Here is a 15307-nt window from a genome sequence, read left to right as displayed (position 1 = left end):
AATTTAAAAAAAGGTAATTAATTTGTTGATGGAGAATATTAGTTTAAGAAGTGCTGGTAATATCCATTAAAAGATATATTTTTTAAATATTTACAAGAATTTATTTTCATAAATAGTCGTATTTTTTTGTAAGAGAAATCAGATTTAAGTTAGATAAAATAGCGGTTTTACTAGAGATAACAGCAGATATGTTTTTATTTTTTGTTAAAATATAAAAAAATAATCATAATAAAGTTTAAAAAAGTATAATATATTATTATATGAAAAAATTAAGATGAAGGAGTTCGTTCATGAAAAGAAGAAAATTACATATCTTGATGCTTGCGGTACTACTCACACAGAGTTTTGGTTCAACCGTAAGTGCTTTTGCAACAACGACCACGAATATAGATGGAAATCCCCAAAGTGAACTGTCAGGTGACACACCAGTAGAAGCAACTTCTGCAACTGACTTATCAAGTGATGGAATGGAACAATCGTCGGAAAGCCAAAATACAAAAACAAGTGAAGGGGATGGCTCGGGAACAAGCAATCCTTTAACAGGAGATTCTATTGGTGGGATAGAGCAGGCAACTACAGAAAGCTTACCAACGCCTAAAACAAAAACTGCAGAGACAAATATGGTGATTGAAGATGAGATTTTAGCAAACATGACGCTTACAGATATGGCGGGGACTGAATACAATCAGACAACTGTCACCAGACTGCTGAATTCAACACCTGTAACAGCAAAGCTTAATTTTGTGATAGAAGATAAAGACTATGCACCAGGCTCAGTGTATAAAATGTCTTTACCTGAGCATTTAGGGTATTCAGACGTTAGTGGTGAAGTAGCCAATGTTGGTGCTAATTGGTCAGTTGATGCGCAAAGCAAAACATTGACGATCACATTTAATCAACGAATTACGGAAACGCAGTTTAATTTAGATTTGAAGAGTTACGTGTTTACAAATGCTGAACCATTAGTAACCATTAAAACGCCAGGTCAAAAAACAAATCAGTATAATTTTGATTTGTATGAAGAAGTAGCACCTATCAATTATGAAGAAACGACTAACCAGTACGGAATCAAAGGAACTATTTATTATAACTTGGATAGATCATTAGTTGGTAGTCAGACATTAGAATTAATAATGTCTGAAACACCCGGAGCAAAATTTTACAATACTTCTAAAGAACCAATCAATGTTTTCTCCTATGATGTGGATATCACAGGAAATGTGATCCCAGATTCAAAACAACTCTTAGAAAAGGATAAAGATTATACAGTCAATGAAGACGACGCCTATCGCGGAGCAGTCACGATTACAAGTATGGATCAACAAAAAGCATACGCTTTATCCATTGATCGTGCGTTAGCGTTAGAGAGTGTTTCAAATTATTCCTATAGTTTTTACAATCGATATCCAACGACTAAATTAGGATCTGTTAGTTTAAATCGTTCATCTGCACAATATGGCGGAATTGAATTTACAGCAAAAACAAGTAAAGATCAAAAATCTGTAAAAGAAGCCAATTTAGGCATGCTACAAGGTGCTAATTTCCAAGAGAAAGGAAATTATTATGTCTATATTTACGAACTCCCTACGCAAACTAAAGTAGGAGAACAAATCATTTTAGAAAGTAAAAATGGACAAAAAATCACTGATTACAAGCTTTCTGCTTATGATAAAGAGTACAAAACGGTTCCGATGAATGATTTTTTTGATATAAAACAAGAAGAGAATAAATTAATTTTAACGGCAACTAAAGACAGTGTGTTAAAAATAAAAGCGGATAAGTTGATCATTCCTTTTGACCAAAAAGACATTGATATTGCTGTTAGTACACCTGTTGTCAATGGCGGCAAAGAAATAATGCTCGTTTCTGATCAATACCTTCAGCCAATCTCCATCATCAATCCCAACAATGTAGAAACAGCTTGGGGAAACTATGATAGAAACGGCGCTTACTCTGGTGATACAACAATTGCAATCGAAGGAAGCGATAAAAATCCTGTAAAGAACGCAACAATCAAAATTGAACACCCAAACTATTTACAGTTAAGAGCACCTAAAGGGGAGTACGACTATTACAAACTAGACAAAGATTACACGATAACGGCAGTTGAAGGCGGCTCTCTTATTAAGTTTACAACGCCTGTCACTCGTTCTTTCAATCTAGATTTAGGTTTTAATTATATCCCAGATAGTCTTGAAAAAAGTAAGAGTATCCCTGTTGATACCCTTGCTGTGACACTAAGTGCAGATGACTATGAAGCAGTGGAAACAACCGTTAGAACAGGTAGAAAACAGTACTCAGAGCGAACGCTCCAAGCTAGCAAAAATCAATTTTTAGTAAACGCAAGAAATGATTCATTTGACGCGTTGAGTGTCACAACGAAAATTCCAGCTGGAGTAGATGTCGTTTTTGATATTTATGATGTTTCAAATGACCAAGTGGAATCAATTTATCCCCAGTATTGGGATCGTGGGTACTACTTTGATAAACCTTTAGCACCGACTAGCGCAGCTTATCCGAAAATTACATTCGACGAAACTGCAAATAGTTATAAATTTGATTTTGGTAAAACCTCAAAACGTTATCTTATTGAATACAAATACGCCAATGGCTGGATCGATACAAAGACGATCAACGTGACTGGAAGTGCTGCTGAGCCATTATATGGTGATCAGATCATGTCAACATCAGTATCAGTAAACAACGAAGGAGCAGAAATCTTATCTGCCACTCAAACTAGCCATGAATCTTTGAAAAACGTAACAAAAAATGAAGTCAAAACCAAAAATATCAATAGCAGAACACGCAGTGTTAAAAATCCGACCTTTGATATTAAAACGAAAGGAAATACAAATGCTGGAATCGATTTAAATTCAATTGTGATCGATGGTGTTCCAAAAGATTCGTATACAATCAAGCAAACGGCTACAGGCGCTCAAATTATTTTTAAAGAGTATACGTTAACTGAAAATATCACAATTACTTACAATACGATTTCTAAAAATGCAGGACAAATCTCTACCGAAACCATTATTAGTGCAGAGAATTTAGAACAAATGACAGAAGCTCGCAGAACAGCTACAACAACAGCTCTTGTTTTAAGGTTCTCTGATGGAGATGCTGAAGGAGTCGTTTATTTGGCTCAAGCGCAATTTCACGCGTATAATGAAAACGACCCAACAATAACTATTCCAAATGTCTCTTTTGAACTAGTGGATAATGTCACCGATAATCGTACGGAATTTACCACAGATGAGAAAGGTGAATATCACTTTGACGCGATCATGTCAGGAGAATATACATTAAGAGCAACGAGTATCCCAGCGGGGTATACGATTGAAAAAGAATATATCAACGGAAAAGTGCTTAAATTGACGAAGGGGATAAATCAGATCGGCGTTCCTCTTGCAGAAAAAAGGGTTGACCAAACAAGTATCAGCGTAAAAGATTCAACCATTTATGTAGGAGCAAGTTGGAAGCCACAAGATAACTTTATCGAAGCCACCGATATAGATGGAAATCCAGTTATGTTCGATCAAATAACTGTAAATGGAGCAGTAGATACCACAAAAGTCGGTGATTATGAGATTATATATCATAATAAAAACAAAGAAGCGAAAGCAACCGTTTCTGTCATTGCAAATCAGGAGACGTTAAAAGTCAAAGATTCAACGATCTATGTAGGTGATTCATGGAAAGCCGCAGATAACTTTGTGTCAGCGACCGATCAAAATGGGAAAACTATCCTGTTTGATGAGATAAAAACTTCTGGAACCGTTGATACAACAAAAGAAGGAATCTATGAAGTAATTTATCACTTTGAAGGACAAACAGAGACTGCTAAAATCACTGTTTTAACAAACGAAACGACCGTTCGCGGAAAAGATTCAACCATTTCAGTCGGTACAAACTGGACGCCAGAAGATAATTTTGTGGAGGCAAAGGACAAAACAGGAAAACCTGTTGCTTTTGATCAAATAACTGTAACAGGAACTGTCGACACAAGTAAGGTAGGAAAGTATACAGTCACATACGAAAACCAAGGTCAAAAAGATCAGGTCATCGTTCAAGTTGTCTCTACACAAAAAACACTTGCTGTCAGAGATTCTGTTATCTATGTGGGTGATACATGGGAAGCTGTCGATAATTTTGTATCAGCGACAGATGCTGCAGGCAATGATGTTTCAATCCAAGACATTACAGTAACAGGATCTGTAGATACAACTCAAGCAGGAGTCTATGAAGTTGTTTATGGAAACGACACCTTAAAAGAAACGGCCAAAATCACTGTAAAAGCCGATCAATCAACTTTGATCGTAAAAGATTCCACTATTTATGTCGGTGATGATTGGAAAAGTGCAGATAATTTCGTGTCAGCAACTGATCGAGATGGCCAAGCAATTTCTTTTGAAAAAGTAGAAGTAACCGGAAGCGTTGAAACAAAGGAAAAAGGGAAACAACAAGTATCCTACAAGGTTCAAACAGCTCAAAAATCTGAACCAAGTAAAGCGAAACAAGCAGCAAAGGCTGACAAAAAACTTGCAGCTACTGCAACAATCACAGTCCTTGAAAAGAATGCACCTAAACCAAATACAACAAACAAGGATCAAACCCATAGTGCTAAACCAGACAAACAAGGGAACTATCCTAAAACTGGTGAAAAAATCAATTATTCTTTCAGTTTGATTGGCCTGCTCGTTATAATGGTCACAATAGTTAGCGTGATCCGAATAAGAAAACGAAGAACCGATTAACTGAACGCTACAGAGGATTGGGCTAGAACAAAAGCCGAGTGACAACGGCTTTTGTTCAGGCCTTTATTCGATTAGATCAAACTCTAGGAGGCTTAAAAAAACAGTGAAAAATAAACCTTTGTTAGTTGGCACGGCATTATTATTTTCATCGGCACTTTTGGTTCATTTTGACACGTTTTATGGAGAAGAAGCCACAACTCCTGGGAAATATAAAATGACATACGAGGTAGATGGAAAAGTAGAAACCGCAATAGTTGATGTAAAAGAAAACCAGACGGAACTACTCCTAAAAGATATTGTTATCAGGCAAAACGAAAAGTGGACCCCGCTAGACAATGTAGTGTCTTTAATAGCCAAAGATGGGGAACCGTTGAATATAAACCAAGTGACAATTAAACACAATGTTAATACACAAAAATCAGGTGTTTATTTTGTGAAATTCTCTTATGAAACTTATGCATCTATTGCTATGGTATCAGTGAATCAGTTTAGCAAACCTAATTCAAAACAAAGAGTAATGAATGACTATTCCCCGATAGATTCTCAAATAAAAGTTATGCTGAATGATGAACTGCTACACACTGAACTTGCTAAACCAAAGCAAAACCTAAACAATTCCGGAGGAGCGGATCTGCCAGGTTCCACGAATTTTGGAAATATGTTGAGTTTCCTATCAGGTACCTTACTGTATGGAACAAGGAGAGTATAAATGGATTTCTTGTTATTAGATGAGCGAACGAATTTAAAATTATCAATTATCCAGAAATTAGAACAACATTATTCGTTTTCGGAGCGTAAGGATATTTTATGTGAGCAATTGAATACTTCACAATATCTTTTAGAGCGGAGTGTTTTAGAAATAAATGAAGACTTGAAAAGATTTGGATTGATTGAGGATATGGAGTTGATCGAGCATGGCAATGAAATCATCCTATTCCAAGGTCAGCAAACATCATCAAGCATTGTTGAGGAAAAATATTTAAAATATTCACTGGAATTTACCTTACTACAAACCATATTTTTAAATCAATTCACTTCAATCAAAAAATATGGAGAAAAACACGGTATGAGCCGCACGGTTGTCTATAAAATCGTAGATAGAATCCGGAATGAGTTGGCCCAATATGATATAAAATTATCTAAAACGTTTCAGTTAGTTGGCGATGAAATGAAGATTCGCCAGTATTTTAATATGTTGTATTATCGAATTTACAAGGATTCAGATGAGCCGTACAATCAGTCATATGTCTTATCGGTCAATGAACTTTTTTCCGCTATTAAACCACATTGTGAAGAAATAAACACGTATTATCTGTTTAAACATTACTTGTTTGTTATGCTAGAAAGGGTAAAGCGGAAACGTCAATATTTTTTACCTAGTCATTTTCATTCCGCTGATTTTGATCAAGAAAACACGATTTATCAGGCCATTGCACAATGGAGCAGACAGACATTAAATGGCACAACTCGAGAAATAGAATCCGAAGTGCGAGGTATTATCAGCCAGCTTTCAGTTTATCGAATCGAATTTTGTGATGTTGAAAATAAAAATATTGAAAAATATACACAACAGTTGACCCAATTATTTCTTGAACACCCAGAATTAACGCTAACAGGCCATGAATTTTGGAATAATGTGAATAGGACGATTTACCAGCATAAATTTATTACGCCTTTAATAGACCTTACGCTACGAGTGATGGATTTAGATTTTTTCCATGAGCGTTACCCGATCCTATTTGAAATCTGTCATACATTTATTTATCAATTGGGCAAAGAGGAATTTAAGTTCAGTAAGAAATCACTTTTTTTTAATTTATTGCTAGAACTTTCCCAGCAATACGATCAGGAAAGCGAAAAAAATACGATTAATATCCATGTGAATTTCACTCAAGGTGAAAAATACAACCAATTTATTAAAGCACAAATCAAGATTTTCGATTCTTTTAGCCTAAATTTTCAGCCAGTTATACGTCCAGACACAGATTTGATCGTCTCTGACTATCTTCCCACAACAACTTTTTCAGCACGAAATCTGATTTGGTTAGCTCCCCCTAGAGCAAGCGATTGGCGAAATTTCGGTAATGAAATCGTACAAATCAATAAGAATCTACAATTGGTAAAGAATAGAAAAGAAGGAGAGCAATACAAAAATGTTTAGCTTTGAGAAAATAAGAGGGCATGTTCAAATTTGATATAGAAGTATTCTTAATTGGTGCTTTTCAAATTTTTTTCTTGTTTTTTTGAGCTAAAAGATTTAATATCGGTCTTTTTTTAGCATTAGAAGCAAGGGAGAATATAAAAATCTACTGAATCACAAAAGAAGTAACTTCAACAATCGGTGCATCTTTTTGATTGTTTTTAAACTGTATGATATCTGAAAAATAGATTTTATCACCGTTTTTTGTTGTGAGTATTCCATGAGCGGAACCTTCTTTTCCATGTGTTAAGATAGACTGGATTTCCAGTGTACTAAGATTTTTTTGCTTTTGGAGGATCGTATCAATAAACACTTCTCTATCTTCTACAGGACGTTTGCCTGGAATAATCCAGCGAAACGGGTCAGAAAGTATGGTTTCTAACAGCTGTTGATTTCCTGATGCTGCAGCAATCAAATAATCTCGGATCATTCTTCTTTTTGGCGCATTGTCACAATTTAATGAGCAAATAACGGCAAATTCTGTGTTCGGGATCTCGTCGTTATCAAAACGATTTTGAAAAGTTAAATTGTGGTCAGCTAAGGCTTGTTCTAAGATCTTGATCGCTTTAGGCCCGACACCGTGCATTTTTGAAAGGGTCGCTTTATCCAACGTGCTAACTTGTTCAATCGTTGTAAAGCCAATCGTTTTAAGTGCGTTTTCGGTAGGTTTGCCAATGTTTGGTAATTTAGTCATCCAAGTTGCCTCCATCCTTGATTTAGTCCTATTTCCTATTATAAAGCTATACACTTAGGTTTGGAAATGATCATGTTTGAGGTAAAACGACTACAGTGCAAAAATCATTGACTACTGTTGTTGTATTAACACGATATAAACGAAACCTGTAGTTGTTCATAAATAGCTACGACGATAAATCGACCTTATTTTATTTGGATTTGACTATTTTTCTGCAAAATGGTAGAGTAACCCCTGAGGAAGGTGTTTCAAATGTACGTATTATATATTTCAACTCTTAGCTCCCTACAACTTATTTTTGATGAAGTGTTGTATGGAGCTTAATCGGAAAGCTTATGAGCTTTTCTTATTCATCAGTAAATTTCGTATACTAAAAAAATAGCACTTGTTTGCTATGTATTTAGTCTGCTTATTTACTGAAGGATATATAGATTAAAAGGCCCTAGACATTTTGTCTATGGGTCTTTTTTGTATGTTCTTTAGTAAAAATCTAAGAAACCACATGAAAGAGGAAACGAAAATGGAATTATTACAAGTCAAAGATTTAACCTATGCAGTACCAGATAAACAGCTTTATGAAAATAGCTCATTTACCTTAAGAAGTAATGAACATATGGGGATTGTTGGGAAAAATGGTGCAGGGAAAAGTACCTTGTTGAAGATGCTTTTAGGAGACGTATTACCTGATGAAGGCGTGATTACTTGGAATCCTGCAGCGACTTTAGGTTATTTAGATCAGTACATCGATATGGACCAATCGCTTACGATCAACGAATTTTTAACGTTGGCGTATCAAGAATTATTTAACACAGAAAAAGAGATGCTGAAACTATATGAAAAATATGGTGAGTCAGGTGACGATCAATTATTGACGAGAGCGGCAACCTATCAGGAGCAATTAGAAATCAAAGGATTTTATCAAGTAGAAAATGATATCAATAAAGCGATCACAGGGCTAGGAATCAACGATGCGGATCAGACATTGAGTTCTTTAAGCCGTGGCGATCAAATAAAAGTGATTCTAGCGAAATTATTGTTGGAAAAACCTTCTGTTCTGATCTTAGATGAACCAACGAACTATTTAGATCAAGAACATATTGAATGGTTGACAGATTATTTAAATGCTTTTGAAAATGCCTTTATTATAGTATCCCATGACACAAACTTTTTGAGCAATATTGCAACCTGTATCTGTGATATTGATTTTGGTTCCATCAAAAAATACCATAGTAATTACACAGATTTCTTAAAACAAAAAGCACATTTATCAGAGGCTTACCAAAGTCAATTTGACGCCCAACAAAGAAAAATTAAAGAAACCGAAGCCTTTATTCAAAAAAATATCGCTGGTATTAAAACGAAAATGGCTCAAGGAAGAAGAAAGCATTTGGAAAAGATGGATCGACTGAAAGAACCAGAAAAGAAAATCAAATCGAATTTCTCCTTTAAATTAATGCCCCAAAGTTCACCCAATGTTATGACAATCGATGAACTAACGGTAGGTTACAAAGAGTCTTTGATTATCGTACGTGATTTACAAATAAAAAAAGGTGAAAAAATAGTGATCACTGGTGCTGATGGTGTCGGGAAATCTACATTAGTGAAGACCCTTCTGTCAGCCATACCAGCGATTTCTGGAAAAGCTCAATTTTCACCTCAAGTCGTTATTGGCTATCATTCACAAGAAATCGAATGGGAAAATACTGAATGGACACCAATCGAAGCGTTAGCCAATAAATACACGAAGCTTACCTATGAAGATGTTCGTCGTGAATTGGCAAAATGTGGTTTGAAACGTGAAATTGCTTCAAAAAATCTTTATATGTTGAGCGGTGGCGAACAATCGAAAGTGAAATTGTGTGATTTAACGATGCAGCCAAGCAATTTTCTGATCTTAGATGAGCCGACCAATCATTTAGATGTCGACTCAAGAAAAGCGCTGCAAGATGCTTTAAAAGCGTTTAGAGGAAGTGTTTTATTAATATCAAACGATGAGGAATTTTACTTACCAGTTGCCGATCACGTTTACACCGTTGCGGATAAACATTTTATTAGACAGTGAGGCGATTGGTGATGGGATTGACAAGTATTAATAACGCCCATATGTATCAGCTTCCGTCAGTAGGACAAGCACAAGAAGTTTTAGAAAGTCAGTTGGCTGAACGGATTTTGATTGTTGGCAGTGGTGTTTTAGAATGCATGATCGCGATTGAGTTAGCTGAGCAAGGGAAAGAAATCACGCTTGTTGAAAAAACAGATGAGTTACTTTTAGATTGTCTAGACACTCCGAAAAGAGTAGAGCTTTTGAAAAAAATAGAGTATTTGGTTGTGACCATTTTTTTAGAGACTTCTGTGAGCAAGGTTTTGGAAAATCAAGTATGTCTCTGTAGCCAAGAAGGTTTTGAGACCTTTCTCGACATTGATAATATGATTGTTCCCGAAAAACTATGAATATTTTTAAAATCGTTTATAGTTAAAGAAATAAAGTAAATAAAAGGAGAACAATTATGTTTATACCGATAGAAGAAGTCCCGTTTCAACAAGTTGTAGAAACCTGGAATCAAGGTTTTAGTGATTATCTATTACCAATTCATGTCGATCAAGAGGCCTTAGAGCGAAGAATTCAATCATTTAACCTTTCAAAAAAACTCTCAGCTGTATTTTCTGTTGATGAAGAATTTGCTGGTATCATTTTATTAGGGATCCAAACGTTTCAAGAAACAAAAGTGATGTGGGTTGGCGGTATGGCTGTAGTTCCTAACTATCGCAGAAGTAAAGTTGCATCTAAATTGATCGATTACGCAGAAAGTTTAGCAATAGAAAATCAATGTGATCATCTGATTCTTGAAGTGATTGCAACGAACGAGCGTGCCAAGCAATTATACGAAGCAAAAGGGTTTCAACGTGTAAACGAGCTGGCAGTAGGCGAAATTATGTTTCCGACCGTAAGTAGCGAAAAAAACGAATTTCATTTTAAATCAGTTTCTTCTAAAGAAGTTGCAGGAATCGAGAAGCAATGGACACCTTGGCAAAATCGCTCTGTTTTTTCAGATAGAAACTATGAATTCTATCAAGAAAAATCGAAAATTGGTTCAATTAGTTTCAATTTAGCTGAAGAATCTGATGAAAAAGTGTTAATCATCAAACAATTACATTTGCTAAAGATTGAAGATCGATCATTAATATTGGATATGCTGCTCACATTAAAAGAACAAGAACATTGTGACACCGTCAAATTAGCTAATTTTGATATGGAAATGCCTGTTTATGCTGAGCTTGAAAAAATAGGTGTTGCATTACAGCTCACACAATTTCAGTTAGCAAAAAAATGCTAAAGAAGGAACAAACTATCTATTTTGAATGAAAAAAAAAGGGCTGTTGCATTCGTTTATCCAAATGATTGTAGCAGCGTTTTTTTGCTTGCTCTTTTTATAGAAACGTTACTAAATAGCATTAAATCAATAAGCAACGTACCGTTGCAGTAGTCTTTATTGTATAATTAAATAATGCAACGTATTTATGCGTTAAAAAGGATAGACGTTAGAAAAGGAGTGGCTTATAGTGACTGTAGAAATTGGCAAACAAATTAAAAAGTTCCGTCAAGAACAACAAATCTCGCAACAGGATTTAGCAGACTATTTGAACATTTCACGTCAAACGATTTCTAAATGGGAGCTGGGGAAAAGTCTTCCGGATTTGGAAAACGTTGTGAGGCTTTCTGAGTACTTCAAGATTAGTGTGGATGTTTTATTAGGACGTAAAAAGCCTGGTTTCTTTAGAGGACTGTTCGATGGAAAAGAAAGAAGGCAAAGTCACATGGATCAAAAGAAAGAAGAAATAAATAGTACGGTTTTCTATAGCGCCTATGCACCAGACATCAAACTGCTATTTTCAGAGGGAAAACGAGTGAATACATTTATAAAAATTGAAGATGATATTTTTCCTCAAGCCACGTTTTCAAAATTGATGGGGTATGCAAATTGCTTATGTTGTTTTAAGGGTGAAACGGTCTCAATCGATCAGATAGGAAAGTTCAAATTTGCTGTAAATATCCCACTAGAACATCCAATAGCTACATTTTCGCTACATGATATAGTGGAAATAAATCTGCAATTTGGTAAATATTTTCGGAATGTTGGCGGGAATTACGTGACGTTGATCGATATTATAACGAAAGAGCAAAACTATTACTTGTGGGGAGAATCTTTAAAAGTTGCATATGCGTTTTGGCACCACGAGATATTTTCTTCAGTGCAGATCAATATAGATAAAGCATTCCAAAAAGCGTTAAATCTAGAAAATGAAGATGAGGCTGTTGAAGCAATTCGTGATCAGGCGGAAAATATTCCATTGTTTTATGGAAAAGTGAACGGATAAAAAGATTTCTATAGTGCTTATTGTGCGATTAGGAGAAGACTCGAAGAGTTATCTCCTAATCGTTTTTTTTGTTTAAAAATACTTCTTGACGCGTTATACTATGTATTGTATAGTAATGTGTAACAGGAGGTATATTATGGATTCACAATTAAAAAAAGGCTTGCTGGAATATTGTATTTTAGCCATTTTAAAGAAATCTGATTCCTACGGTTATCAAATCATCAAAGATTTATCAGATGTGATAACAATGTCAGAATCAACATTATATCCAATCTTAAAACGGTTAGAAACAAAGGAAGAATTAGAAACATATTCAATGGAACATAATAGTCGCTTAAGAAAATATTATCGAATCACAGATACCGGTAGAGATAAGATCAAAGAGTTTATCCAAGAATGGGACGAAGTAATGAAAGTATATCACTTTATTGAAATGGGGGAGAAAGATGAATAAACAATCGTTTTTGTACCAATTAAAAGAAGGGTTGATTCGTTTGGACGAAGCGGAAAAAGAACAATTTATCCGCTATTATGATGAACTGATCGAAGATTATATAGAAGATGGTGCAAGTGAAGCACAAGCTGTAAAAAAACTAGGGAAGCCATCGGTCATAGCTAGTAAAATTTTGGAAGAGGCATTTGAAGAAGGAAATATTACGCCGAAAAAAACGCTCAGCCCGTTACTTGTGCTGTTGCTCGTTCTTGGCTTTCCTTTATGGGGTAGTCTTTTAATCGCTGTAATTGCGCTTGTTGCATCTGCTTATGTGGTTATATGGTGTCTTCCTTTTTCGACTGGAGTGTTTGCAGTGGCCGGGTTGATTGCGTCCGTTTTTAGTATGTTTGCTAGTTTTTTTGCACTACAAGATGGTATTTATATTGCAGTCACGCAGTTAGGTGTTGGCGTTTTAGTATTGGGATTAGCCATACTGAGCGGGCTGTTAACGATTTTGATGGCAAACTATTTCATCAAAATTTCAAGAAGCTTTTCAAATAAAGTTTTCCGTCTGATTCGGGTTAAGGAGTTGTTATTATGATGAATAAAAAAAACATATTTCGGCTGGGGATTGGATTGACTGTAATCGGTTTGATCATTACATTAGTGGGCTTCACAATGGCAGGATGGCAAATGGATAAGTATCACGAAGAAGCACCAATATCTTGGTATCGAACAGTTCGGTTCAATTAAAAGGATAGAAGCATTTTCTAGGGGAATTCCTGGCGATGTTTCTATTTTTATATAAGTAAGAGTTATTTCTAAAATAGCGATACAAAAATCAGCCTCAGTACCGATAAATTTTAAAATAGGCTTTGTTATAATAAAAACTAAGAAAAGGTGTTAGGAAGTCATGATTGGTATGGGGGTGAAAAGTATCGACAGATTAGCGAAAGAAAAGCAGCTGAGTACTAAAGGGATCGATTTAGTTAAATATGCGGCAGCAATTTTAGTTATTTGTTTTCATTGTGAAAGTGTTTTTCAAGATCCGGCAATCGGTCACTTATTTAAAAATGTTTTGTGCCGGGTTGCGGTTCCTTATTTTTTGATTTCAACTAGTTACTTTGTTAAAAGAGGACAGAATCAATCATCTGATTACATAAAACAGTATATTAAGTCATTGGCGAAATCTTATTTGTTTTGGAGTCTGATTTATTTGCCGGTTGGGTTTACGTGGATTCAGCAAAATTATTCTCTTAGCCCTATGCTATATCCAGTCGCTTTGGTAGCCGGATTATTTTATACAGGAACTTATTATCATCTTTGGTACATTCCAGCTGCAATTTTCGGAATCATTTGTGTCCAGTGGCTGCTCAAAAAAACTGGCTATGTGGTTTTGTTTAGTTTAGCTCTACTTATGTATGCGTTTGGTTCGTTGGAAACCTATTATGCTTATATTGGAAATGAACAGTTGAAAGTCTTTTTTGATCAGTATATGGGAGTATTTGTCACAACTCGTAACGGCTTGTTTTTTGCATTGATCTTTGTGGTGATTGGCTTCTTCTTATGGGATTATCATGAAAAGATCGTGAACTACCAAAGATACTTAGGCGGGCTTTTAGTCCTGATGGGAATCTTTTTAGTAGGCGAAGGAATTATTGTTTACTCAAACGTTGGAATCGATAAGAATTTTATGTGGATGCTCGTTCCTTTCACTGGTTGCCTTTTTAGCTGGAGTTTATTTGTGAAGGTGGAGAAGAAAATCAATGTAAAACGGTTGCGAGAGTTAGGTAAATATTATTTTTTTGTCCATCCATTATGTATTTTGTGGGCAGCTAATTTAGTGCATAGTTATGAATTTTTTGCCAATAGTTGGCTACAGCTGATCGTGACGTTACTGGCTACGCATCTATTAAGCTCACTAATAATCACGGTGACTGAGCAATTACCTTGCTACTATTTTGATTTACAACTTATGCTAAAAGTAAATAGTCGCTATATCCAAAATCTTATTTAATACTCGATGATGAAATGAAAAAGTGAGGCTGGGAGTAGATTTTTTACCTTCTCCCAGCTTCATTTTTTTTAAGTAAGGTGAACGCCTTTATCCACGTAAATAATATCGCCGACAATACCAGCAGCGAGTTCGCTCACTAAGAACGCACAGGTATTTCCAACTTCTTCGATTGTAACACCTGCTTTGTCTGGCGTACGACCTTCTGAAATTTTGATCAATTGATCGTAATCTTTCACGCCAGTCACTGCAAGTGTTTTGATAGCTCCAGCGGAAATTCCATTCACACGGATTTTATCAGCTGCAAATTCATAAGCTAAGTATTTTACGGCTGTTTCTAGCGACGCTTTAGCGATTCCCATCATGTTGTAGTTCGGAATGGCTCTTTCAGAACCAAGATAGGTCATTGTGACAATTCCTGACCCTGGATTTAGCATTGGCTTAGCGTGATGTGCAACAGCTAAAAGTGAGTAGCTGCTGATATCTTGAGCCAATAAAAAACCTGAACGGCTGATATCACTAACATTTCCATCTAACTCTTCTTTGTTAGCGAAGGCAATAGCATGCACTAAACCATCGATTTTGTCATATTTTTCTTGAATCGTTTGGAAAGCTTTAGCAATCGACTCATCAGAGGCAACATCGCATTCAACAAGTAAATCTGTTGGTTCAGCTAATTTTAACACTTGTTTTTTCATACGCTCATTTTGGTATGTGTAAATAATATCAGCACCTTGTTCTTTTAATGCTTTGGCACATCCCCAAGCGATACTTCTTTTGTTTGCTACGCCCATCACGACGACTTTTTTATTTTTTAGAAACATATGGTTTTTCC

13 protein-coding genes are annotated in these 15307 nt (G+C 35.6%); 11 read left to right on the top strand and 2 right to left on the bottom strand.

Translation table 11 applies throughout. The features are described 5' to 3' along the window. Positions 1-290 precede the first annotated feature (290 nt). The 3 genes from IGJ02_RS14680 (at position 291) to IGJ02_RS14670 (ending at position 6915) form a co-directional block, all read left to right on the top strand. A complete protein-coding gene (locus tag IGJ02_RS14680) occupies positions 291-4754 on the top strand; it encodes a bacterial Ig-like domain-containing protein (RefSeq protein WP_430602508.1) in 4464 nt (1487 codons plus the stop codon). A gap of 103 nt (positions 4755-4857) precedes the next feature. Next, complete coding sequence (locus tag IGJ02_RS14675; RefSeq protein WP_010762447.1) at positions 4858-5463, top strand: bacterial Ig-like domain-containing protein; 606 nt, start codon at positions 4858-4860, stop codon at positions 5461-5463. Then, positions 5464-6915, top strand: coding sequence for a helix-turn-helix domain-containing protein (locus IGJ02_RS14670; protein WP_430602507.1), 1452 nt, complete (start codon positions 5464-5466; stop codon positions 6913-6915). It abuts the gene before it with no gap. A gap of 145 nt (positions 6916-7060) precedes the next feature. On the opposite strand, the gene IGJ02_RS14665 is transcribed toward IGJ02_RS14670, so the two are convergent. Further along, on the bottom strand, positions 7061-7648 hold the full coding sequence (locus IGJ02_RS14665) for a DNA-binding protein (RefSeq protein WP_430602505.1): 588 nt from the start codon (positions 7646-7648) through the stop codon (positions 7061-7063). 520 nt (positions 7649-8168) lie between these two features. Between IGJ02_RS14665 and IGJ02_RS14660 the strand changes: the two genes are divergently transcribed. The 8 genes from IGJ02_RS14660 (at position 8169) to IGJ02_RS14625 (ending at position 14475) form a co-directional block, all read left to right on the top strand. Beyond that, complete coding sequence (locus IGJ02_RS14660; protein WP_430602503.1) at positions 8169-9710, top strand: ABC-F family ATP-binding cassette domain-containing protein; 1542 nt, start codon at positions 8169-8171, stop codon at positions 9708-9710. Positions 9711-9721: 11 nt separating this feature from the next. Continuing rightward, complete coding sequence (locus IGJ02_RS14655; RefSeq protein ID WP_430604123.1) at positions 9722-10099, top strand: FAD-dependent oxidoreductase; 378 nt, start codon at positions 9722-9724, stop codon at positions 10097-10099. Between the two features lie 56 nt (positions 10100-10155). Beyond that, positions 10156-10983 carry a GNAT family N-acetyltransferase gene (locus IGJ02_RS14650; protein ID WP_430602502.1) on the top strand — a complete coding sequence of 276 codons (828 nt, stop codon included), beginning with the start codon at positions 10156-10158 and terminating at the stop codon, positions 10981-10983. Between the two features lie 226 nt (positions 10984-11209). After that, positions 11210-12025 (top strand): helix-turn-helix transcriptional regulator, encoded by an 816-nt coding sequence (locus tag IGJ02_RS14645; RefSeq protein WP_430602501.1) that lies wholly within the window; start codon positions 11210-11212, stop codon positions 12023-12025. Positions 12026-12161: 136 nt separating this feature from the next. Then, positions 12162-12479: a PadR family transcriptional regulator gene (locus IGJ02_RS14640; RefSeq protein WP_010762454.1), complete on the top strand. Its 318-nt coding sequence runs from the start codon at positions 12162-12164 to the stop codon at positions 12477-12479. Then, positions 12472-13059, top strand: a complete 588-nt coding sequence (locus IGJ02_RS14635) for a DUF1700 domain-containing protein (protein WP_010762455.1) — start codon at positions 12472-12474, stop codon at positions 13057-13059. Before IGJ02_RS14640 ends, IGJ02_RS14635 begins: the two co-directional genes overlap by 8 nt. Beyond that, positions 13056-13211: a hypothetical protein gene (locus IGJ02_RS14630; protein ID WP_010762456.1), complete on the top strand. Its 156-nt coding sequence runs from the start codon at positions 13056-13058 to the stop codon at positions 13209-13211. The genes IGJ02_RS14635 and IGJ02_RS14630 overlap by 4 nt, the downstream gene beginning before the upstream one ends. Before the next feature lie 169 nt (positions 13212-13380). After that, a complete protein-coding gene (locus tag IGJ02_RS14625) occupies positions 13381-14475 on the top strand; it encodes an acyltransferase family protein (protein ID WP_430602500.1) in 1095 nt (364 codons plus the stop codon). 68 nt (positions 14476-14543) lie between these two features. Here the strand turns inward: IGJ02_RS14625 and fabI are convergent, their stop codons facing one another. Continuing rightward, complete coding sequence (gene fabI, locus IGJ02_RS14620) at positions 14544-15296, bottom strand: enoyl-ACP reductase FabI (RefSeq protein WP_430602499.1); 753 nt, start codon at positions 15294-15296, stop codon at positions 14544-14546. Between the last annotated feature and the right edge of the window lie 11 nt (positions 15297-15307).

Origin of the sequence: Enterococcus sp. DIV0724b (genome assembly GCF_050531475.1) — a bacterium.
In the GTDB taxonomy this organism is placed as follows: domain Bacteria; phylum Bacillota; class Bacilli; order Lactobacillales; family Enterococcaceae; genus Enterococcus_L; species Enterococcus_L haemoperoxidus.
This window is presented reverse-complemented; position numbering and strand designations above follow the sequence as displayed.